This window comes from Bacillus sp. FSL H8-0547, from assembly GCA_038002745.1.
Classification (GTDB): Bacteria; Bacillota; Bacilli; order Bacillales; family Bacillaceae; genus Bacillus_P.
The window spans coordinates 3,442,965-3,463,436 of the sequence record JBBODD010000001.1 but is presented as its reverse complement, the minus strand read 5'-3'; the positions used below and the strand labels follow the sequence as shown (position 1 = coordinate 3,463,436).

Annotated in this window: 24 protein-coding genes; 1 reads left to right on the top strand and 23 read right to left on the bottom strand. The window is 44.5% G+C overall.

Going from position 1 to position 20,472, the window contains the following annotated elements:
• Positions 1-444: 444 nt before the first annotated feature.
• The 15 genes from ndk to MHB63_17265 all read right to left on the bottom strand — a co-directional run bounded on the left by ndk (position 445) and on the right by MHB63_17265 (position 12,841).
• The gene (gene ndk / locus MHB63_17335) at positions 445-891 is read right to left on the bottom strand and encodes a nucleoside-diphosphate kinase (protein ID MEK3808285.1); all 447 of its coding nucleotides are present in this window, start codon (positions 889-891) and stop codon (positions 445-447) included.
• 101 nt (positions 892-992) lie between these two features.
• Positions 993-1,955: a heptaprenyl diphosphate synthase component II gene (hepT, locus tag MHB63_17330; protein MEK3808284.1), complete on the bottom strand. Its 963-nt coding sequence runs from the start codon at positions 1,953-1,955 to the stop codon at positions 993-995.
• Between the two features lie 116 nt (positions 1,956-2,071).
• The gene (locus MHB63_17325; GenBank protein ID MEK3808283.1) at positions 2,072-2,767 is read right to left on the bottom strand and encodes a demethylmenaquinone methyltransferase; all 696 of its coding nucleotides are present in this window, start codon (positions 2,765-2,767) and stop codon (positions 2,072-2,074) included.
• Position 2,768: 1 nt separating this feature from the next.
• Positions 2,769-3,575: a heptaprenyl diphosphate synthase component 1 gene (locus tag MHB63_17320; GenBank protein MEK3808282.1), complete on the bottom strand. Its 807-nt coding sequence runs from the start codon at positions 3,573-3,575 to the stop codon at positions 2,769-2,771.
• A 111-nt stretch (positions 3,576-3,686) separates the two neighbouring features.
• Positions 3,687-3,914 (bottom strand): trp RNA-binding attenuation protein MtrB, encoded by a 228-nt coding sequence (mtrB, locus tag MHB63_17315; protein ID MEK3808281.1) that lies wholly within the window; start codon positions 3,912-3,914, stop codon positions 3,687-3,689.
• A gap of 30 nt (positions 3,915-3,944) precedes the next feature.
• The gene (folE, locus tag MHB63_17310) at positions 3,945-4,511 is read right to left on the bottom strand and encodes a GTP cyclohydrolase I FolE (protein MEK3808280.1); all 567 of its coding nucleotides are present in this window, start codon (positions 4,509-4,511) and stop codon (positions 3,945-3,947) included.
• Between the two features lie 205 nt (positions 4,512-4,716).
• A complete protein-coding gene (gene hbs, locus MHB63_17305; GenBank protein ID MEK3808279.1) occupies positions 4,717-4,995 on the bottom strand; it encodes a non-specific DNA-binding protein Hbs in 279 nt (92 codons plus the stop codon).
• A gap of 526 nt (positions 4,996-5,521) precedes the next feature.
• Positions 5,522-7,000 carry a stage IV sporulation protein A gene (spoIVA, locus tag MHB63_17300; protein MEK3808278.1) on the bottom strand — a complete coding sequence of 493 codons (1,479 nt, stop codon included), beginning with the start codon at positions 6,998-7,000 and terminating at the stop codon, positions 5,522-5,524.
• A 202-nt stretch (positions 7,001-7,202) separates the two neighbouring features.
• Positions 7,203-7,922: a hypothetical protein gene (locus MHB63_17295; GenBank protein ID MEK3808277.1), complete on the bottom strand. Its 720-nt coding sequence runs from the start codon at positions 7,920-7,922 to the stop codon at positions 7,203-7,205.
• Between the two features lie 28 nt (positions 7,923-7,950).
• Complete coding sequence (locus tag MHB63_17290) at positions 7,951-8,151, bottom strand: DUF2768 domain-containing protein (protein MEK3808276.1); 201 nt, start codon at positions 8,149-8,151, stop codon at positions 7,951-7,953.
• 427 nt (positions 8,152-8,578) lie between these two features.
• Entirely contained in the window at positions 8,579-9,613 is a 1,035-nt protein-coding gene (locus MHB63_17285) for an NAD(P)H-dependent glycerol-3-phosphate dehydrogenase (GenBank protein MEK3808275.1), read from the bottom strand.
• Positions 9,614-9,628: 15 nt separating this feature from the next.
• Positions 9,629-10,939, bottom strand: a complete 1,311-nt coding sequence (gene der, locus MHB63_17280) for a ribosome biogenesis GTPase Der (GenBank protein MEK3808274.1) — start codon at positions 10,937-10,939, stop codon at positions 9,629-9,631.
• Between the two features lie 222 nt (positions 10,940-11,161).
• Positions 11,162-11,353, bottom strand: a complete 192-nt coding sequence (locus MHB63_17275) for a hypothetical protein (GenBank protein ID MEK3808273.1) — start codon at positions 11,351-11,353, stop codon at positions 11,162-11,164.
• Positions 11,350-12,246 carry a YIEGIA family protein gene (locus tag MHB63_17270; GenBank protein MEK3808272.1) on the bottom strand — a complete coding sequence of 299 codons (897 nt, stop codon included), beginning with the start codon at positions 12,244-12,246 and terminating at the stop codon, positions 11,350-11,352. Before MHB63_17270 ends, MHB63_17275 begins: the two co-directional genes overlap by 4 nt.
• A 1-nt stretch (position 12,247) precedes the next feature.
• On the bottom strand, positions 12,248-12,841 hold the full coding sequence (locus tag MHB63_17265) for a hypothetical protein (protein MEK3808271.1): 594 nt from the start codon (positions 12,839-12,841) through the stop codon (positions 12,248-12,250).
• Between the two features lie 126 nt (positions 12,842-12,967).
• On the opposite strand from MHB63_17265, the gene MHB63_17260 reads away from it, so the two are divergent.
• Positions 12,968-13,099: a YpzI family protein gene (locus MHB63_17260; GenBank protein ID MEK3808270.1), complete on the top strand. Its 132-nt coding sequence runs from the start codon at positions 12,968-12,970 to the stop codon at positions 13,097-13,099.
• Between the two features lie 217 nt (positions 13,100-13,316).
• Here the strand turns inward: MHB63_17260 and fni are convergent, their stop codons facing one another.
• From fni to sleB, 8 genes are all read right to left on the bottom strand, one after another.
• The gene (fni, locus tag MHB63_17255; GenBank protein ID MEK3808269.1) at positions 13,317-14,378 is read right to left on the bottom strand and encodes a type 2 isopentenyl-diphosphate Delta-isomerase; all 1,062 of its coding nucleotides are present in this window, start codon (positions 14,376-14,378) and stop codon (positions 13,317-13,319) included.
• Positions 14,379-14,390: 12 nt separating this feature from the next.
• The gene (gene rpsA, locus MHB63_17250; GenBank protein ID MEK3808268.1) at positions 14,391-15,539 is read right to left on the bottom strand and encodes a 30S ribosomal protein S1; all 1,149 of its coding nucleotides are present in this window, start codon (positions 15,537-15,539) and stop codon (positions 14,391-14,393) included.
• Between the two features lie 129 nt (positions 15,540-15,668).
• A complete protein-coding gene (locus MHB63_17245) occupies positions 15,669-16,253 on the bottom strand; it encodes a lysophospholipid acyltransferase family protein (protein MEK3808267.1) in 585 nt (194 codons plus the stop codon).
• Between the two features lie 5 nt (positions 16,254-16,258).
• Positions 16,259-16,930 (bottom strand): (d)CMP kinase, encoded by a 672-nt coding sequence (cmk, locus tag MHB63_17240; protein MEK3808266.1) that lies wholly within the window; start codon positions 16,928-16,930, stop codon positions 16,259-16,261.
• An 83-nt stretch (positions 16,931-17,013) separates the two neighbouring features.
• Positions 17,014-17,208: a DUF5359 family protein gene (locus MHB63_17235; protein ID MEK3808265.1), complete on the bottom strand. Its 195-nt coding sequence runs from the start codon at positions 17,206-17,208 to the stop codon at positions 17,014-17,016.
• Positions 17,209-17,259: 51 nt separating this feature from the next.
• Positions 17,260-17,904, bottom strand: a complete 645-nt coding sequence (locus MHB63_17230) for a flagellar brake domain-containing protein (GenBank protein MEK3808264.1) — start codon at positions 17,902-17,904, stop codon at positions 17,260-17,262.
• Positions 17,905-17,999: 95 nt separating this feature from the next.
• Positions 18,000-19,343, bottom strand: coding sequence for a germination protein YpeB (gene ypeB / locus MHB63_17225; GenBank protein ID MEK3808263.1), 1,344 nt, complete (start codon positions 19,341-19,343; stop codon positions 18,000-18,002).
• Between the two features lie 12 nt (positions 19,344-19,355).
• The gene (sleB, locus tag MHB63_17220; protein MEK3808262.1) at positions 19,356-20,273 is read right to left on the bottom strand and encodes a spore cortex-lytic enzyme; all 918 of its coding nucleotides are present in this window, start codon (positions 20,271-20,273) and stop codon (positions 19,356-19,358) included.
• Between the last annotated feature and the right edge of the window lie 199 nt (positions 20,274-20,472).

The following is a 20,472-nucleotide window of genomic DNA, read 5'->3' as shown; positions in this document are numbered from 1 at the left end:
TTTTGCAGGGTACGATTCGGGACTTTGCTAACCCTCCGACATCGTTTTTCGGTTTTGCAGGGTACGATTCTGACCGTTGCTTACCCTCCGTTATCGTTTTTCGGTTTTGCAGGGTACGATTCTGACCGTTGCTTACCCTCCGATATCGTTTTACAGTTTTGCAGGGTACGATTCGGGACTTTGCTAACCCTCCGACATCGTTTTTCGGTTTTGCAGGGTACGATTCTGACCGTTGCTTACCCTCCGTTATCGTTTTTCGGTTTTGCATGGTACGATTCTGACCGTTGCTTACCCTCCGATATCGTTTTACAGTTTTAAATGGAACGATTCAGCCCCTTTTAACCATTCACCAAAGGGAATGTCCTGCAGCAGAAAGAGGTTCTATCTGCTTGCTCTAGTCGAAAATAAATAAAAGCCAGCATCTCTGCTGGCTTTTCATGCGGATCAGTAGATCCAGGTATGAATATCTTTATCGTATTCTACAAGCTCTTCAGCTTTGAAGAATAAGCCGATTTCGCGCTCTGCGCTCTCAGGAGAGTCAGATCCGTGAATGATGTTCTTTCCGACAAATAAACCATAGTCGCCTCTGATTGTACCCGGCAATGCTTCGGCTGGTTTGGTTTTCCCCATCATCGTGCGTGAGATTTCAATCACATTTTCCCCTTCCCAAACCATTGCGAAAACTGGTCCGGATGTGATGAATTCAACTAATTCACCGAAGAATGGCTTGCCGTTATGTTCCCCGTAGTGCTGTTCAGCAAGAGATACAGGGATCTGCATCAATTTTGCCCCGACCAAATGTAAACCCTTACTTTCAAATCTGGAAACGATTTTACCGATAAGCTGACGCTGAACGCCATCAGGCTTGACCATCATAAATGTTTTTTCCATGTTAATTTCTCCACCCCGCGATTGTTATGTATGGGCTTTCATGGCCCATGGAAATCGTACCATTATTTCACTATTTTCGCAATCGCATGGAGCGGATGAAATTAAAATTTTCTTTTTCCAATATATTTTGCAATGCTTGAAAGAGCTGATCTCGCTCTGTTTCTTGGGAGCTCGCTCAGGATTTTGAAACCCTTCTCAAGATACATATCGCTGACCTTTATAGACCGGCTGATCGCATCAGACGCTATGATGGCACGGATGACTTCATCCATCTCCTCTTTCGTCGTTCTGCTGTGCACCTTGCTGATTTTCCGTTTCAGTTCGTCATCTTCCATTGCATAAAGAACCGGGAGCGTAATATTCCCCTGAAGCAGATCTCCCCCTACCGGTTTTCCGAGTTCCTCTTCTGTAGAAGTAAAATCAAGGATGTCATCTGTAATCTGAAAAGACATGCCGACATAATAGCCAAACAGAAACAGTTTTCTGTGAACAGATTCCGGCACTCCTCCTGCGATCGCCCCTAGCTGGCAGCTTGCAGCAATCAAAAGAGCCGTCTTCCGCTTAATGCGTCTCAAGTAGACCCGCAGGTTCTGTTCATAGTCATATTTGTCTTTGATCTGCTCAATTTCGCCAAGCGAAACTTCTACAATGGTTTTGGAGAGAATCTGGTGGGCGGCAACGTTCTCGAGGGATGTCATAATTTCAAGTGATCTTGCAAACAAATAATCTCCGGTGTACATGGCAATGCGGTTGTCCCATTTCGCTTTAATCGTAGGTTTTCCGCGTCTGAGTTCAGCATCATCGATGACGTCATCGTGCACAAGTGATGCCATATGTATAATTTCAAGTGCAATGGCCACTTTTTTCACTTTTTCAATATCATATTCGCCAAACATGGCCGAAAGCAATACAAAAACAGGGCGAATCCGCTTTCCCCCTGCTTGAAGAAGATGCAGCCCTGCCTCGCTTAGCAGAGGCTCTGTGGAGCTAACCGTTTTTTCAAGTTCCTGTTCGATCAGATCGAGATCTGCATTTAGAAACGAATACGCCATTTTAAATTTCATTCAATTCACCTAAATACTCGCATTTTTAAATCCGGATGAACCTGAGCGTGCTGAAAAAAAATAAGTGCAATTCCTGTGAGACCCGTGTTACAGGCCGCATAAGTACTCGTCCTTTTCTACTTTACACCGAGATGCATCGCTGCAACTCCGCCTGTATAAGGTTTTACTTCCACGTCATTAAAGCCAGCATCCCTGAACATCCGGGCAAGCTCCTTCATGCCCGGGAAGTCTCTTGCAGACTCCTGAAGCCATGAGTACTCATCATAGCTTTTGGCAAACAGCTTTCCAAACAGCGGCATGACAAACCTGAAGTAAGCGTAATATGCCTGTTTAAAGCCTATCATCGTCGGCTGTGAGGTTTCCAGGCAGACGACTTTCCCGCCCGGCTTGACTACACGGTGCATTTCTTTGAGGACTGTCATATAGTCAGGAACGTTTCTGAGGCCAAATCCGATTGTGACATAATCAAAGGTATTGTCAGCAAAAGGCAGCTCCATCGCGTTTCCATGAATCAGTTCAATGTTTGAATGGGCTTTGATTTTTTCTCTTCCGATCTTCAGCATATTGTTGCTGAAATCAAGACCGACCGACCTGCCTTCAGGACCGACAGCATCTGCCATGGCAATCGTCCAGTCTGCCGTCCCGCAGCATACATCAAGGGCTGCCGCTCCCCTTTTTACGTTCATTCGCTTCATCGTTTCCCTGCGCCAAGCTATATGGCGCTGAAAGCTGATAACGGAATTCATTTTGTCATAGTTCTTGTAGATTTTCTCAAATACAGAGTGTACTCTTTCCTCTTTTGACTGCTGCATGTTATAACCCTTCTTCCGCAAGCGTAGTGTATCTCATCTCCTGATTATACTTAAAAGACTGCAGCCTCGCCAAGAGAACCTTCTGAAGAGAAGACGGCTGCTGAAAACTGCTTTCGATCAAGGCTGCCGTTTCTTCAAAATAACGGTTGCAGAACTCTTTTAAATAGACACCCGTCCATTCAATGGCACCGGCATTCTTTTTCTTTTTGGCAGAATCACCTGTGCGGTGATGAGATTCTGAGCTGTATTTGCTTTTTTCAAGCAGGAGCCGTTTGTATGAAAGAAACGCAGTCGTAAGCCTTGAGAATATGCCGGCCTGAATATAGTCTGACACATGCTCAAACAGGGAGGTTTCCACTTTAAGCAGGCTTGCTGTGAATGAATCAAAATCAGCCGCCGATTGTTCGTAAAGACGGATTTTGTGTTCATTGATTTCTTTTATTGCCGTTGCTAACGTCCGAATCATTCCGATATCCTGCATTTCAGAAAGAAGCGCGTAATAGAGTCCGCTGAAATAATCCCCTGCAAGAACAATAAGCTGTCTTTGCTTGAACTCTTCCTGCCTGAGATGAGCAGACGTTGAGACTTCATCATGAGTATCAAGGGCAATTTGCACAAGCATCGCAGTAATGATGTAATTTTCTTTCTTTTCCTCCGGAAGATCCGTCTGATCAAACAGAGCATAAAAGAGAAGCAATTTATCTTCATCAATCATTGGAGAAGGTATATATTTCGCTAAAAATGGATGAGTGAGTTTTACATGTAATGCGTCTTTGATTTTAGCTAATTGTACATAGATGTCTTGCAAATGAATCACCCTTGTCCCCACGTAAGAAATTTTTTCGGAAAGCCAGCAATAGCAACAACGTTCGTCATGCTTAGTACTGATTATTATACCATAAGTGCGCCGGGCGGAGTATTATCTTCTGGAATCGCTCTCTATTTCTCCGTGGCCTGTCTGAATAAGCGCTTTGCCCCTGATTTTAATGGCAGATGTGTGTTCTGTAAATTGCGCAATCATCACTTCGCCTTTATCAAGTTTTTCAGAATGATGAAAGCGGGTATCCGACCCCCGCGTAAGCCCGATTACGTTTACTCCGTCTTCGATTGCTTTAATCACAAGGAAATCATTTGTATTTTCTTTCAAGCAGGTTCACCCCCGTTTTTATGTAGTTGCTTATTCTTTTATAAATGAAAGAACTTCTGCTCTGGCAGCAGCATCATTTGTAAAGACGCCTCTGACAGCTGATGTGATCGTTTTGCTCCCCGGCTTTTTGACGCCTCTCATTGTCATGCACATATGTTCTGCTTCGACGACAACCATAACGCCGTGCGGCTCAAGGGAATCGACGATGCTTTCCGCAATAGTTGACGTGATTCTCTCCTGCAGCTGAGGTCTTCTGCAAACGGCTTCAACTGCTCTTGCAAGCTTGCTCAGACCGGTTACTTTTCCGCCTTTGGGTATGTATGCGATATGCGCTTTTCCGAAGAAAGGGACGAGATGATGCTCGCACATGGAGTGAAAAGGGATATCTTTTACTAAAACGAGTTCTTCATGATCCTCTCCGAACACGGTTTTAAAATGTTCCTTTGGATCCTCGTTAAGTCCTGAAAATACTTCCGAGTACATTTTTGCGACTCGTTTCGGAGTATCAAGCAGCCCTTCGCGGTTAGGATCCTCACCTATTGCTTCAAGGATCAGCCTGACCGCCTCTTCAATCTGCTGTGTGTTGATTTGCCCCATACTTTTCCTCCCGGTAACAAGTTATTTGATACAGATTCTAGCACAGGTGAAAGATTAAAAGCAAAGAATGATGCACGTTTGCTCTGTCAGCATAAACTTTCTGCAGGCTTCTTCATCTTTCTCAGCACAAAGGAAAAGCCCCTATAAAAGGGGCTGTCCATTTGTTGTGTATGTATTTTATGCATCATACACGGGTAAGAGCACATTATTTACCGGCTACAGCATCTTTAAGAGCTTTACCTGGTTTGAACGCAGGCACTTTGCTTGCTGCGATTTCGATCTCTTCTCCAGTTTGAGGGTTGCGTCCTTTACGAGCCGCGCGCTCACGTACTTCGAAGTTACCAAAACCGATCAATTGTACTTTATCACCGTTTTTAAGTGCATCCAAAAGTGTATCGAAAACAGCATCAACCGCTTTCGTTGCATCTTTCTTAGACAGTTCGCTAGCTTCTGCTACCGCGTTGATTAGTTCTGTTTTATTCATGCCTTTCACCTCCTCCCAAAGTTTGTTGTCAGATTCAGCATAAATCCATTCTGTTAAATTCATTTCTTCACAGATTCTGCGAAATCTATACATGATAGAAACGCATTTTACTGTGAACACGCTAATCTTATCCGATTAACGCCTGAAATTCAATGTTTTTCCGCATGAATAGTGGGTTTCCAGGAAGATTGCACCAATGCAGAAAATAATTTCTGATAGTAGATTAACACATCAGGTTTCGCTAAGCAAGGAGAAACCTCAAGAAAACCTTTATAAATCAGGCATTGAGGCCACCCCAGGCGAACGTGCATTCTTGCCGGGACTCTATTTTACAAAAAAATGATAGGAGAAGCAAATACTATTTTAAAATATGTAACAACATACGCCGAACATGATTGCATATAAGGGGGTACGAAAGCGAATATTTTACTGAAATACATTTTTGTAACCACTTTGTCATCTGGCTGAAAACTATTATTAAAGACAAAAAGACAGCCACCGAAAGTGGCCGTCATTTTGGGAAAGCTTATAGGATAATCGCAATCAAACCGCCTGATCCCTCGTTAATGATGCGTTCAAGCGTCTCTTTCAGTTTGTATCTTGCATTCTCAGGCATGAGTGACAGCTTTGCCTGGATGCCTTCTCTTACGATAGAGCTCAGGCTGCGTCCGAAGATATCAGAGTTCCAGATCGACAGCGGATTGTCTTCGAAGTCCTGCATCAAGTACCGGACTAATTCCTCACTCTGCTTCTCTGTACCGATAATCGGCGCAAATTCAGACTCAACATCCACCTTAATCATATGGATGGAAGGGGCAACTGCTTTCAGGCGCACTCCAAACCTTGCACCCTGCCTGATGATTTCAGGCTCATCAAGGCTCATGTCGCTGAGAGCCGGTGCAGCTATGCCGTAGCCGGTCTGTTTTACCATTCTGAGAGCATCTGCGACTTGATCGTATTCAGCTTTTGCATAGGCAAAATCCTGCATGAGCTGAAGGAGATGATCCTTCCCTCTTATTTCAACACCCACGACCTCTTTTAAAATCTGATCATATAAATCATCCGGAGCATAGAGGTCAATTTCAGCAATTCCCTGACCCATCTCAATTCCGGCAAGGCTTGCGCGGTCGATAAAGTCGTATTCACTGAAATAGCCGACGACTCTGTCCACATCTCTCAGTCTTTTAATATCCTGAACGGTATCTTTTACAGCCTCCTGGTAGCTTTCGCGCAGCCAGTGGTTGTCGCGCAGAACCATTACCCAGCTCGGGAGATTGACATTCACCTCAAGCACAGGGAATTCATAAAGCGCTTCGCGGAGAACGTTCATGACATCTGTTTCGCGGATGCTCTCCACACTCATGGCCAGCACAGGAATATCATACTTCTCACTGAGCTGTCTCCGGAGCGTTTCCGACTCAGGATGATACGGCTGGACCGTGTTGATGATCATAATGAACGGTTTGCCTACTTCTTTCAGCTCTTCAATCACACGTTCTTCTGCTTCTACATAATCTCTTCTTGGAATCTCTCCGATTGAACCGTCTGTTGTAATAACGACGCCAATTGTGGAGTGCTCCTGAATCACTTTTCTTGTTCCGATTTCAGCTGCTTCATGAAACGGAATCGGTTCTTCGTACCAAGGCGTATTGATCATTCTCGGGCCGTTTTCATCTTCATATCCTTTTGCTCCGGGAACCGTGTACCCGACACAGTCCACCAGTCTGATATTAACGTCAAGCCCCTCTTCAACATGGATCGAAACCGCTTGATTAGGGACAAATTTAGGCTCTGTTGTCATGATGGTTTTGCCTGCAGCACTTTGCGGCAGCTCATCCTGCGCGCGTGCCCGGTCTGACTCGTTATCAATATTCGGAAGCACAACCTGCTCCATGAATTTTTTGATAAATGTAGATTTGCCTGTTCTTACTGCTCCTACTACTCCAAGATAAATATCGCCGCCTGTGCGCTCTGCGATATCTTTGAAAATATCTACCTTTTCCAAGTGATCCCCTCCCGATCATAGGCTTCTTGGGTTATTGACCGTCTGCTTTTTCGTGTTTAGGACACTATATATTTATGACGTTGTCCTATTTCTTTATGACAGTGATCTGAAATTTTTTTCTTGGTTCATTTTATGAACAGGTTTTTTTATAAATGAAAAACCCTTCTTTCAGAGTTTATTTCCCGAAAGAAGGGTTCATGACTTAATTATTCAAAAAGACAGGTTCATTTTTTTCATTAACTGTATAAGGCAATGAAAAAGCAGGAACAAACGGAGAGTCGTTCACAAGGACATTCCGGATATCTTCTCCAGCTTTGTATTCTTCATTGCCTTCGTTCAGCTTTTTGTACAGGTCAATCCGGTAATCAGCATATACTTCGCCTTTATTGTCAATCACAAACGGCAGTGACTCTCCTGAATACGGGCTGACAGCTTGAGGTGCTTCTTTGTAGCCGAGTTTCTTATAATCCAGAGTGAACACGTTTTCAGCGACTACATCCTTATATGGAGGATATCCGTTTGAAGCTTTATACACATTCAGCCTTGTTTTAATATCACGGATCGTCTCTGACATTCTGAGATCAATCAGCTTAACAGTCGGATTGTCCTCTACATCAACAAGCACATACAAGTACACGCCGCCGTTTTCATAAGAAGTTCCCGGCGGTTCAGCCATATATTTGGGAGCAATCTGGCTGAAGTCTACAGGGTATTTTTGATAGACTGGCGTTGTCATATCACGCGTTTTGATGGGAAGAAGGCCTCCTGAATCTTCTCTGAACCGGTCGACTGAATTCTGCACGGCTGCAATCTGATCCTCATATGGGACCTGATTCTGATTCAGCTGCTCCTCAGGATAAAGACAGCCGGATAATAGCATAAGCATGGTAAAAACGGTTGCAAAAATAACAGGCTTTTTCATGAAAATCTTCCTTTATGTAGTGAATTCCTTATTCATTAACGGGTCCGCTGAACACAACAAAAAAGATCAGAAGTCCTGCAAGAATCATAAAAAAGTAGGCGATTGCGGCAAATGCGCCTTTTAAAAACCCTTTCATTTTAAATCTGCTTAAATAGATTGCGAGAATGGCGATAAACATAAATCCCATCGATGCAAGCGCAATCCACATTTTCATTAACGCTGGACTCATTTCTTGTTTTACCTCCCTATCGTTTCGAACATATTATAGCATATATTTCAAAAAGCGGAATTGCCTGGTTCAAAGGCAATTGCTTCAGGCGGATTCATTCAGCCTTCAAACTATTCAGAACGCAAAAAAACCGAAGTAAAGAGGGGGCAGCTCTACTTCGGTCATGCGTTTGCACCTGACTAATCGGTACCCATTGTTTAGAACAACTCATGATTTACTACGATGCATTTTATGCGAATATCAGAGCATTTGCATCCTCTAATGCCTAATTTCACTGAGAAATTCGCCAAAAAGGATACGTAAGTATACAGTTCAATGCTTTCATGTTTCACGTAATTGCACCTAGTGGTCCGTTTTCATGAGGTTGATGAATAGGCTTCACAAACTCAAGGTATAGTATGCAGCCCCAAACCCATGTGCCACAAGGTCAGCAGCGATTTTCGCTGATATTCACAAGATCTTCCATTTCATGTGTTTTCACTCTCGCCATCAGCGAGTCCACAGCGTCCTTCACTTCTTTCCCGTTAAAAAGAACGGCATAGAGCGCTTCTGTGATCGGCATTTTCACATCAAATTTTTGAGCCAGCTGGTAAGCCGCTTTTGTTGTGCGCACGCCTTCTACGACCATGCCCATGTTTTCAAGAACATCTTCAAGCTTCTGGCCTTTGCCGAGCAGATTCCCCGCTCTCCAGTTTCTCGAATGAACGCTTGTGCATGTTACAATCAGATCCCCGATCCCTGTCAGTCCTGAAAACGTAAGAGGATTGCCTCCCATGATGCTTCCGAGGCGGGCGATCTCAGCAAGCCCTCTTGTGATAAGAGCCGCTTTTGCGTTATCCCCATATCCAAGTCCGTCTGTAATGCCTGCTGCAAGAGCAATAATATTTTTAAGCGCACCGCCGATTTCCACCCCGATGACATCAGGGTTCGTGTACACTCTGAAATGCTGGTTCATAAACAGGTCCTGTACAAGCTCGGCAGCTGCAAGGTTATCAGATGAAGATGTAACAGTCGTCGGCTGCCTTAGCCCGACTTCTTCAGCATGGCTTGGCCCGGACAGAACGACGACGTCCTGAAGGAGATCTTCAGGAACTTCTTCTTTAATAATCTCAGAAATACGCAGAAGACTGTCAGGCTCTATTCCCTTGCTTACGTGAACGATTGTCAGCTTATGGCTGATTACTTTGATGACATCCTGAAGAACTTCCCGTATGGCTTTTGTAGGAACGGCGAGAACGGCAATCTGCACATCCTGAAGGGTTTCTCTTAAATCAGTGCAGCCCTTGATGTTATCTGAAAGCTCTATATCAGGTAGATACTTTTGATTTTTATGCGTTTCATTAATTTCCTGAATTAACTCCTTGCGGTGACCCCATAATCTTACATCGTGCTGATTGTCTGCGAGAACAAGGCTTAGAGCAGTGCCCCAGCTTCCCGCGCCAAGAACGGCAATTCGCTGCATCTTCATTCACCTCTATTATTTTCTGGCCCGTGTAAAGATCTTGATCGGTGTGCCTTCAAATCCAAATGCATCCCTGATGCGGTTCTGAAGGAAGCGCTCATAAGAAAAATGCATCAATTCGGGTTCATTGACAAAAATAGCAAACGCAGGCGGCTTGACCGCAACCTGAGTAGCGTAGTAAATTTTCAGTCGCTTGCCTTTATCTGTCGGCGCCGGGTTCATGGCGACTGCATCCATGATGACATCGTTCAATACAGTGGTCTGAACGCGCAGAGCGTGGTTTTCACTTGCACGCACAATTTGCGGAAGCAGTGTATGAATGCGGCGTGTTGTTTTCGCCGAAAGAAAAACAATCGGAGCATAATCAAGGAACTGGAAGTGATCTCTGATCTTCACTTCAAAGTCCTTCATCGTTTTTTCATCTTTCTCAACAGCATCCCATTTGTTTACTACAATGACAACGGCACGGCCTGCTTCATGAGCATAGCCCGCAATGCGCTTATCCTGCTCGATAATGCCCTCTTCTCCGTCTATGACGACAAGAACGACATCCGAGCGGTCAATGGCCTTAAGGGCGCGAAGCACGCTGTATTTTTCCGTTGATTCATATACTTTCCCTTTTTTCCTCATTCCAGCTGTGTCGATGATTACGAAGTCCTGTCCTTCGTAGCGGTAGCTTGTATCGACCGCATCACGCGTAGTGCCGGCAATGTTGCTGACGATAACGCGCTCTTCACCAAGCAGGGCATTGACAAGGGAAGACTTCCCGACATTCGGGCGCCCGATAAGGGAAAACTTAATTGTTTCCTCATCATATTCTTCTGTAACAAGGTTTTTGAAATGCTCTGCCACGGCATCAAGCAAATCACCCAGGCCCAGGCCGTGAGATCCTGAGATCGGAAACGGCTCGCCGAATCCAAGCGCATAAAAGTCATAAACACTCGCTCTCATATCAGGGTTATCAACTTTGTTTACAGCAAGAACGACAGGTTTTTTGCTGCGGTAAAGAATTTTTGCGACTTCTTCATCTGCAGCTGTAACACCTTCGCGGCCGTTCGTCATAAAGATGATGACGTCAGCTTCATCAATCGCGATTTCAGCCTGCTGGCGGATCTGTGCCAGAAACGGTTCGTCGCCAATGTCAATACCGCCTGTATCAATCACATTAAACTGGTAGTTCAGCCATTCTCCTGAACTGTAAATTCTGTCACGTGTTACTCCTGGGATGTCTTCAACGATAGATACACGTTCTCCGACAATCCGGTTAAAAATCGTTGATTTGCCGACGTTCGGGCGTCCGACAATTGCAATTACGGGTTTAGCCATAGCGATCTTTCCTTTCAGCTTACAATTTACGTATTTATGTTAAACAGGCAGCATCAGTCTCATTTTCTGTACAATAAGCTTTTTCAAAAAACTCAGGCTGTACATTGCAGCCTTTCTGACCATGATAACAAGACTCGGGGAAGAGCCTTCATGAAAGAAACCCTTCTCTTTTAGGAAGGGCTTAACTTTTATATATTAGCAGAGATTAGCATGTTGTACAACTCAATGCTTGACAATTATGTAAAGATCCTCGCCGATTCCATGGGCAATGCCATCCAGGATGGCTTCAAGATTCTTTGCGAAAAAATCCATTTCTTCTTTGTCTTTCACAATAAAGACAGCCGTCCCTCCTGCTACCTTCGCCGGGTTGGTCGTCACTGCAGCGAGTATATACTTTTCAAGAGCTGTGTTCACTTGACCGACCTGCCTTCATTATTTGCTTTTGACTCACTTGGCATGCGAATGGCATTCTCAAGGGTAGGTACCTCGCCAATGACGGTTTTTGCAAGCTCTCTGTCTCCGCCCTGCGGAAGGACAAAAACGCCAAGACGGCCGTCATCAAGGTCTCTTTTCGCCAGCGGAACAAGTGAAGGCTCTCCGGAATCGCGATGGACGCCGAGGGCTGTAGACACATCATGAAGGATTGCCTGCCTCTGACCCAGATTGGCAATTGTATTTCGTGCGTTGTAATTTTTTGGAGTCAGCACAAAGCCCATGCCGTATTTTAAGACAGCTTCCTGTTTGTCTGGAACCCCGATGTTCATAATATAAATGTTATCTACATAAAGTCCTGCCCCTTCAAAGTGAGGCGCTACATATACAATGTCCACAATGTCTTTAAGCTTGCTTCCTGCCATCAGTTTTTTTGAGACAAGCAGACAAACCACTCCAGCTGCAATTGCTGCCCATACATTGAGCACTATGTAGAAAAGCGTTACAAGAAGAGATGTAAAAATCACAAGATAATTCCGGCTTTCAAATGCGACGGCAATTCCTTCAATATAAGTAGCACCGCGCGGCACAAGTTCATAGCCGTCAAGCTCTGTTAATGTATTTCGCTCCATGTTTCTTACTTCCCTGAACTGTGAAGCTGCAAGGGTTAAAAACGTGATGGCGGTAAATTCTTCTTCCATGATTGCCGGAATCGCAATTGTGCCAAGGCCCGCTGCTATGACTCCAAGCGCCACATGAATGATTTTTCCGTGAAGATAGGTGGGATACTGCCTGTAATCAGTCCGAAGCATATACAGTCTTGTAAAAACCCCAAATGCTACACCAAAAATGATTGGTAACGTATATTCATTCATCCTATGCCTGCTTCCCCCTTGCTGCTTTCTGCAGAGTTTGATTCAAGGCAGCCATTGCCGCTTCCACGTATGTCCACGCGCAGACAGCCAGCAGACTGACAGCCGCCATATTCATGTAGTCATAGGATCCAATGGCAAGGCCGCTGTAAAACCTGCTTAAGATCCCAAAGAACAGGACATCTCCATGAGCCATTGCCACAAATAAGAAGCCTAAACGTTCATGGATACTTTTCCCAAGATAAATCGCTAATATACTTAAAAGACCGGTCACGACATAAAACCTGTCCACCGCAAACCAGACCGGATCAAACAGTTCCACTAAGTGAACAGCTGCATAAGCCGCAGACATCGTCATCACTGACAAAAAAGAATAGAGCTTTCTAGGTGACTTCGATATAAGATAATACCCCGACAGTAAGGTCAGAACGAACGGCACACTGACCGTAAATGGAGCGACCTGTGCAGTCATTTCTCCTGTTATGATGAATGTCAGCATCAAAAATGAAAGAAGGGTGCGATTTGCAGATTTTTTCATTAAAAACACCGCTATGATCCATGCTCCCCACAAAATCCAATAGTAAAATACGTTCTCCACTCTTCTCACTCCTATTTCTACCAGTATGGCTGCATTCTTAATTCTTTAATCCAAAATACCGGCAAAAATTTTGCTGATGAAGCAAGCGGCATTGAGTCATACTAAGCCATAAAAGGAGGGAAAAACATGGGACGCGACAGACAGGAAAAGAAACTGAAGCAAAGCAGACGAGTGGAATCTGACAGAGATCAATCGTTAACTTATAAAGGCGCTACATCACTTGAAAGTCCGGAAGAATCGAGAGCTCGGAATAAATAATCTTCAAAAGCGGAAGCGCCAAGGCCCGCTCCGATAGGCAGATAAGAATCCGGCGGAAAAGTCCGGGTCCCGCCTTTTTTGACGGATTTGTTCTGACAGAGGATCTAGGCGCTGGAGCTAGACGTGGATAAACTTGTTATATTATCAAATCCTTATATTCGTAAAAATTTCCTTACCAACAAAAAATCCGCATCTCTGCTTAGAGATGCGGATTACTTTATTTCCTGATCATTCGATTGCTCCATGCTTTTGTATCTACATTCCGTTCGGAAAGGTAATGGTGGGTAAACCCGGATATAATGACCGGCGCTTCCTGTAGCTGTTTGACGCTTTCAGCACCAAGGGCAGCCATGATCATTCTCAATTCTTCCTGAACATTTTTAATTTCATGAACGAGTGCTTCATAGCCGTCTTCAATCAGGATCTTTAAAAAGAAGCCTGCCATGCCGGCTCCAGAGGCACCGAGAGCGACAGCTTTAGCGATATCCATCGCATCCTGAATGCCTCCTGAACCAATGATGGAAACACCTTTCACAGATGACGCAATCTCTGCGATTGACGCCGCCGTTGGAATGCCCCAATCATTAAAGCTTTCAAGAAGCCTGCTTCTCCGCTCATTTTCGATTCTGGCAAAGTTCGTTCCGCCATAGCCGCCAACATCAATGGCTTTGACACCTGCATCCGCAAGTCTTGAAGCTGCTTCACGGTTTATGCCGAAGCCCACTTCTTTTACGAAGACGGGTACATCCACAGCATCTGCAATAGCAGCGATACGGGTTAAAGCCCCTGAAAAGTCACGGTCTCCTTCTGGCATCACAAGTTCCTGGACAACGTTAAGATGGATTTGAAGAGCATTTGCTTCAATCATGTCAATCGCTGTTTTTGCCTGGTCAGGCGTTGCCTCGCTGCCGAGGTTAGCAAACAGGATGCCTTTTTGGTTCACCTTGCGGACAATTTCATAAGATTCCCGCTCAGAAGGATTCCTTATCGCCGACATTTGCGATCCGACTGCAACCGGTATCCTGCATTCAGCAGCTGCAGATGATAATGCTTCATTGATCTTAACTGTTTCAGAACCGCCTCCGCCTGTCATCGCATTGATAAAAATTGGCGAACTTAAGACAAGTCCGCCAATTTCAGTATGCATATCAATGTGATGAACAGCTGTATCAGGCAAGCTTTGATGAAGAAACAGGATGTCGCTGAATCCATTATCACGTTTTTGCCCTGTTTTTAAAGCATGTTGAATATGGTCAATCTTTCGCTTAGCTCTGCTCACAGTCATCACCGTTTACTTTTTTAGTTTGTTTAATTGATCACCGATCATTTCACCAAGCTGGAAGCCGGATGATTCTTCCTTTGCCTGATAATTGCGGTAGTCTTCTTCGTCCGCTTTTTCAGGTTCCTCAAGCTCCCGGATGCTGAGGGAAATGCGCTGTTCGTTCTCGTTGACATCAAGCACTTTGACCTGAACGCTCTCGTTTTCAGACAGCACTTCATGAGGTGTGCCGATGTGCTTGTTTGAGATCTGGGAGATATGGACAAGGCCTTCTACCCCAGGAAGAATTTCAACGAAAGCTCCAAAAGAAACAAGACGTTTTACTGTACCCTCAACAACGTCTCCCGCTTTCACCTGGCTTGTGATATTTTCCCAAGGTCCCGGCAGGGTTTCTTTGATGGAAAGAGAAATCCGCTCGTTGTCACGGTCGACAGACAGGACTTTAACTTGGACCTTCTGCCCTTCTTCAACAACTTCAGAAGGCTTGTCAACGTGATTGTGCGAAAGCTGTGAAATGTGAACAAGGCCGTCAATTCCGCCGATATCAACGAAAGCACCGAAATCAGTCAGGCGCTGAACAGTGCCTTCCAGCACTTCTCCCGCTTTGATCATGTCAAGGCGCTGCTGTTTTTTCTCACCCTGCTCTTTTTCTACGACCGCACGGTGAGACAGAATGACGCGGTTTTTCTCACGGTCAATTTCAACGACCATAAGAGAAAGCGTTTTGCCTCTGTAATCAGAAAAATCTTCAACAAAATGTGATTCCACTAAAGACGCCGGTATGAATCCTCTGACGCCGAGGTCTACAACAAGACCGCCTTTGACAACGTCTTTCACTTCCGCGTCAAACACTTCTTTTGATTCAAATTTAGCCTGAAGCTGATCCCAGGCAAGATCTGCATCTATCGCTCTTTTTGAAAGGATGAGGGCTTCATCCTCGACTTTTGTTACTTTCAGCTGCAATTCCTCATTTTCACTTACAACATCGGAAGCTTTTTCAACGTGCAGACTGGACAATTCACTGATTGGAATTATGCCTGTATGCTTTACGCCGTCAATTTCAACAATTACCTGTTTGTCTTCTACTTTGGTAACGATCCCTTTCAGGACATCACCGACTTCCGGTGTTTTTACTTCTACATCATTCATGTCTTCAACCATTCCAATTACCTCCTTGGTCACAACCCACGACTTAGTTGGATATGTATGAAATCACTTTTTAGAATAAAGTGAAAATACTCTTTTTACTAACTTCTAATAAATGCTACATTTTGTCAAGTAGTTAGACTCTTAAGATTGATGTTTTTCGAGCAATTCAGCAATTTTCGACATAATCAGTTCTGTAGCCTCATCTGCGGACGTTTTCTTCTCACGGAGCGGAGCAAAATCGATCGGAGGACCGAAATAAACCCTTACTTTCTGAAAAGGCTTGTAGGTGCCGATAATGGCACACGGGACAATGCTGGCGTCTGATTTCAGCGCAAAGAAACCTGCTCCGGCCAGTCCTTTTCCAAGCTTGCCGTCCTTGCTCCGCGTTCCTTCCGGAAACAGGCCGAGCACTCCGCCGTCTTTCAGGACATTCAGCCCTTTCCTGATGGCTTCCCTGTCGCTCATTCCTCTTTTAACTGGAAAAGAGCCGACTTTCCTAACTATACCCCCAAGAACCGGCACCTGAAACAATTCTTCTTTTGCCATAAAATGCACCTGTCTCGGCGCGCAGATTCCAACGGTTGGGGGATCAAGATTGTCAATATGGTTTGAACAGAGAAGGACAGCGCCGTCTTTTGGAAAGTGTTCTTTCCCGTGAATTTCAATCCTGTAAAGCGGAAAAAAAACCGACGCGACAACACCCTTGGCAAATTGATAAAAACTCATCCGCATCAAAGCCTCTCTTGGACAATTTTTTTGATTTCATCTACAACTCCCTGAATTGAGAGAGAGGTAGTATCGATTTCAACTGCATCCTCTGCTTTTTTCAGCGGAGCTACTTCTCTTTCTGAATCAAGCTTGTCTCTTCTTTCGATTTCAAGTTCGAGCTGCGCAAGATCCGAGGTAAAGCCTTTAGAAAGATTTTCTTCATGCCTTCTTTTTGCGCGCTCTGTAACAGAAGCGCGAAGGAAAATTTTCACTTCCGCATTCGGCAGCACGTGCGTCCCGATATCCCTGCCGTCCATGACAACTCTTCCGTTTTTAGCCATATCCTGCTGGCGTTTCACCATTTCTTCGCGCACAGATGCATGCTTGGCCGCAATGGATACAGAATTAGTCACTTCATGTGAACGGATTTGCTCTGTGACATTTTCCCCATTCACATATACAAGCTGGCCGCTTTCACTTGGAACTAGTTCAATATGTGCATCTGAAAGAATTTCTTTAACAGCTGCTTCATCTTCAAGGTCTTCATTTTTCATAAGAACCTTATATGTGAGTGCTCTGTACATAGCTCCCGTATCAATATATAAATATGAATAATCTTCTGCCAAAATTTTCGCAACTGTACTTTTGCCCGCAGCAGCAGGGCCGTCAATTGCAATAGAAATAGTACGTTCCATAGTTCCTCCTCGGGTAGTTTGCCAGATTCTGAGCTTAAGCCGATCTGGCAGGCTTTTTAGAACAAACAAAAAAGAATGCAGGTTTACTTGTCCTGCACACTGGATTGTTTGAACGTTTCAAGCCATTCGCTGATTGTCAGTTTGTTTACACCTTCATATTGTACCACACGCGAGATGTGAGGCTGCAAACCAGGATTTGTCAGGGCAGCCTGCGCGCATAGGAGCAATATCAGGTGGATCATGATTAATTTAAAGAGTATTCTCTCTGCCCGTTTCATCTGCTTATCAAACTCCGTTTTTACCATTAGTATGGTGCAGGAGCGCGGGTCTTATTCGGCTGCGGCCTTCTTTTTCTTCAAAAGAAGCTCCTGGTCGAAGCAATACTGCAGCAGCTGTTTCCGGTCAGTTTCTGTCAGGTCAGTAAATTCCAGGGCCGCTATTCCGGATTTGCCGGCATTTTTTACTTTCGCCTGAACTTTCGCGTATTGGATACTGCCGTTTTGGAAATGGAGAGAAAGCCACATCCATACTTGATCATTTTCATTAAGCCCTGCATTTGCAGGCACCTTCACGGCGGCTCCGCCTGCACTTAAATCCACGGTTGAACCTGTAAAAGGCTTAAAAGCATCAGATACAGAGTGAATAGCGGCATCGGCATCTGTTTCAACTCTTACATATTCTCGTCTTTGCACTTTTGTAAAGTCATTCTGTTCAGGAAGAGTAAAAGCAAGCATAGGAATCGTTTCTTTTTTTCTGTGAAGCAGAACAGACTGAAACAAATACGCCTGCCCATGCTGAGAAAAAAAGGCGTTTATTTCTGTTCCATTTAAAAGAAAGGACGTTTTGCCTGTTTGATCGTTAATCGGATAATCGGTATATAAGACCCGGTCCTTTAGATCGACTACCCGGCATCTTAATCTTGCCGTATCCCCGCCCTGCACTTCAATATACAGTGTATCTCCAATTGCCAGCACATGATCACACTCTTTCATTCTCTCTTCTTTTATTAAATCATGTAATAAAAAAAAGGAAAAGCCTTATTCTGCTTTTCCTTCTGAAAAAAGTTCTCCTAAATTTCCTGATAAATCGGTTCGGAGTTATCCAGTTTTTCAACCTTTTCTTCTGAACCATCTTCAGCGTTCACAAAGATCCGGTACGTGTCATTCTCCATCGTTCCCAAAAACTCATAGCAGAGAACTTCTTCACCAAGCTCATTTGTGATGATGGCGAGTCTGTCTTCCTGAATCATCAGGTTCGGATTCACAAAGCCTTTAGCCTGCTCTGTGCTTAGCTTTGCCTTTGGAATGTCTCGTTTTCTGTGAGAGGCAAGATAATCCCTTGCGGAAAAACCGATTACTTTGCCGTCATCAAGCGCCACTTTCATGCGGATTGCATCCGGGTACAGCCTTACGTTTTCATAGACGGAAACAAAGGAAAAGATTCCGATGTTCTCAAACTGTGCGCTTTCGTAAAGAATAAGATCTGAAAAACCCTGATCTTTCAAAAATTTGGCCGCATTATTTGATGCCTCATTGAGGCTGATTTTCGGTTCTGCGACTTGGCGGTTCTGAAGGAGCCAGATAGGATATCCGCCTTTTTTCGTGATATCAAGATAGATCTCCGATTTCTTATTAGGGTCATTGACCGATACACTGTAAAATTCAAGGGGAGATCCTTTTCCGTTTGGAGTAACTTTCATATCTCCCGTAGAGCCGGGAACAAATTTTTCGACAATTCCCGGAACTTCTTTTTCAGTAATGACTTTACCTTTTAAATGATTAAAGCCTTCCTCTTCTTTTTTTACCGAAGTAAAAGATGGATCAAAGTCTGTGCTTGAGTACGCATTCACATTTTTTTCAACCGTTTTGAATCCGTTAATAATCGTGTTATCCTGCTTTTCTTCGCCTGCAGCAAGTGCCAGCTCTACATCCATCCAGCGCAGATTATTATCAATAACCATATGCTGAACGTTCCGCAGCTCTTTTTGAATATCTTCTGATTTCGCATACAGCTGCTTTAAAGTTGCGTATTCCTGATCTGAAAGCGGTTCTTTGTCAAGGTCTCTGACAGCTGTGCGGTAGCTGAAGTCAGAAATGCTTGCCAGAAATTCTTCTGTTTTATTGAACGGCAGCAGAGTCAGCGGAAGCTGGCCAACGTCTGAATGTGCTTCTGATGTGATTCTCCAGACTTCAACAAGACCGGGAGAAAGTGACTTTCTTGAATTCATGGCAAGAGTTGCGCCGATTTTATCATGCAGCTGATCCACTTGATAGGTCAGGTCATGGAAAGCCCTCTGATAATTGTTTTCTGCATGTATCAGCACGGCATTTTTCTCCTGATGCTCTTTATAACCCCAATAAGCCGTTCCGACGACACCAATTGTAAGTATTGCGATCAAAATCCCTCTGATCATTTTGTTCACCTCTTAATTACAGAATATGTGCTTTCCAATCTGTTTAATTTGAGGACGTCCCCAAATCCATCCGCTTGTAGCTGTATCAGGGTTAAAGTAGTAAATGGCCCCTTCAGTCGGATCCCATCCGTTGATCGCATCCATGACTGCTTTTTTAGCTGTGTCGTTTGGGGTCAGCCAAATCTGGCCGTCAGCTACAGCTGTGAACGCCCGCGGTTCAAAAATAACACCGGACACGGTATTCGGGAAGGTTGCACTGTCAACACGGTTGATGATAACCGCTGCAACCGCAACCTGTCCGATATAAGGTTCGCCGCGCGCTTCCCCGTATACTGCATTAGCCATCAGCTGAATATCATTTTGTGAAAATCCTTCCGGCATATTGACTGCCGTTGTTTTTGCTTTGCTTTGTGATTTAGGCTGAGCCTGCTTCTTTGGCTGTGCCTGCTGCTTCTGCTGAGGTGCCTGCGCTTTTGGCTGCTGCTTTTGCTGCGCCTGGCCTGCAGGCGCTTTTTGGCCGCCTTTTTTTCCGTAGGTCGCTTTAAGCTTCGCCTTATATTCTTTTGAAGGAGCAACCTGTCTGTCGAGCGGCACGCCGCCATAATGAGTGAAATCTTTACCTTTGTTCAGCTGTCTGTGGACAAAATCACGGTAGTATTTTGTAGTCTGTGACAATTTATGCTTCGTTGCTTCTCCGACCAGACCATCAATCTCTTTCAGTCCAAATTCATATTGAAAATTGCGCACCGCCCAGTATGTGCTCCACCCATACACCCCGTCAATTGAACCGTTATAATAGCCGTTGTACTGCAATCTTGCCTGCAGTTCCACAACATCATCGCCAACAGCGCCTTTTTGAATCACTTGATCCGAAAACGCATGGGCTTCATTTTGATTGAAAATCGTTAATTGAAAAACAAGGGCAATCATCACTGCACCCGCCGTCATCCAAATGAAACGTTTTTTCTGCATGCTGCTGCCTCCTCATGATTGATGAATTTCCTTACAACGTATTTTTTGTACTAATTGGTATTTTATACAGCATGTTTAAAAGTTCTGTTCATTTGGAGGAAAAATGGAAACGGCAGTTCAGCTGTAATCCTGAAGCTGAACCGCACTTTCCGCAGGT

Coding starts and splice junctions, on each gene's coding strand:
- ndk (MEK3808285.1), bottom strand. CDS start 891: ATGGAAAAAACATTTATGATGGTCAAGCCTGATGGCGTTCAGCGTCAG.
- hepT (MEK3808284.1), bottom strand. CDS start 1,955: ATGAAATTTAAAATGGCGTATTCGTTTCTAAATGCAGATCTCGATCTG.
- MHB63_17325 (MEK3808283.1), bottom strand. CDS start 2,767: ATGCAGCAGTCAAAAGAGGAAAGAGTACACTCTGTATTTGAGAAAATC.
- folE (MEK3808280.1), bottom strand. CDS start 4,511: ATGGGGCAAATCAACACACAGCAGATTGAAGAGGCGGTCAGGCTGATC.
- hbs (MEK3808279.1), bottom strand. CDS start 4,995: ATGAATAAAACAGAACTAATCAACGCGGTAGCAGAAGCTAGCGAACTG.
- MHB63_17295 (MEK3808277.1), bottom strand. CDS start 7,922: ATGAAAAAGCCTGTTATTTTTGCAACCGTTTTTACCATGCTTATGCTA.
- MHB63_17290 (MEK3808276.1), bottom strand. CDS start 8,151: ATGAGTCCAGCGTTAATGAAAATGTGGATTGCGCTTGCATCGATGGGA.
- MHB63_17285 (MEK3808275.1), bottom strand. CDS start 9,613: ATGCAGCGAATTGCCGTTCTTGGCGCGGGAAGCTGGGGCACTGCTCTA.
- der (MEK3808274.1), bottom strand. CDS start 10,939: ATGGCTAAACCCGTAATTGCAATTGTCGGACGCCCGAACGTCGGCAAA.
- MHB63_17270 (MEK3808272.1), bottom strand. CDS start 12,246: ATGAATGAATATACGTTACCAATCATTTTTGGTGTAGCATTTGGGGTT.
- MHB63_17260 (MEK3808270.1), top strand. CDS start 12,968: ATGGGACGCGACAGACAGGAAAAGAAACTGAAGCAAAGCAGACGAGTG.
- rpsA (MEK3808268.1), bottom strand. CDS start 15,539: ATGGTTGAAGACATGAATGATGTAGAAGTAAAAACACCGGAAGTCGGT.
- MHB63_17245 (MEK3808267.1), bottom strand. CDS start 16,253: ATGAGTTTTTATCAATTTGCCAAGGGTGTTGTCGCGTCGGTTTTTTTT.
- cmk (MEK3808266.1), bottom strand. CDS start 16,930: ATGGAACGTACTATTTCTATTGCAATTGACGGCCCTGCTGCTGCGGGC.
- MHB63_17235 (MEK3808265.1), bottom strand. CDS start 17,208: ATGAAACGGGCAGAGAGAATACTCTTTAAATTAATCATGATCCACCTG.
- ypeB (MEK3808263.1), bottom strand. CDS start 19,343: ATGATCAGAGGGATTTTGATCGCAATACTTACAATTGGTGTCGTCGGA.
- sleB (MEK3808262.1), bottom strand. CDS start 20,273: ATGATTGCCCTTGTTTTTCAATTAACGATTTTCAATCAAAATGAAGCC.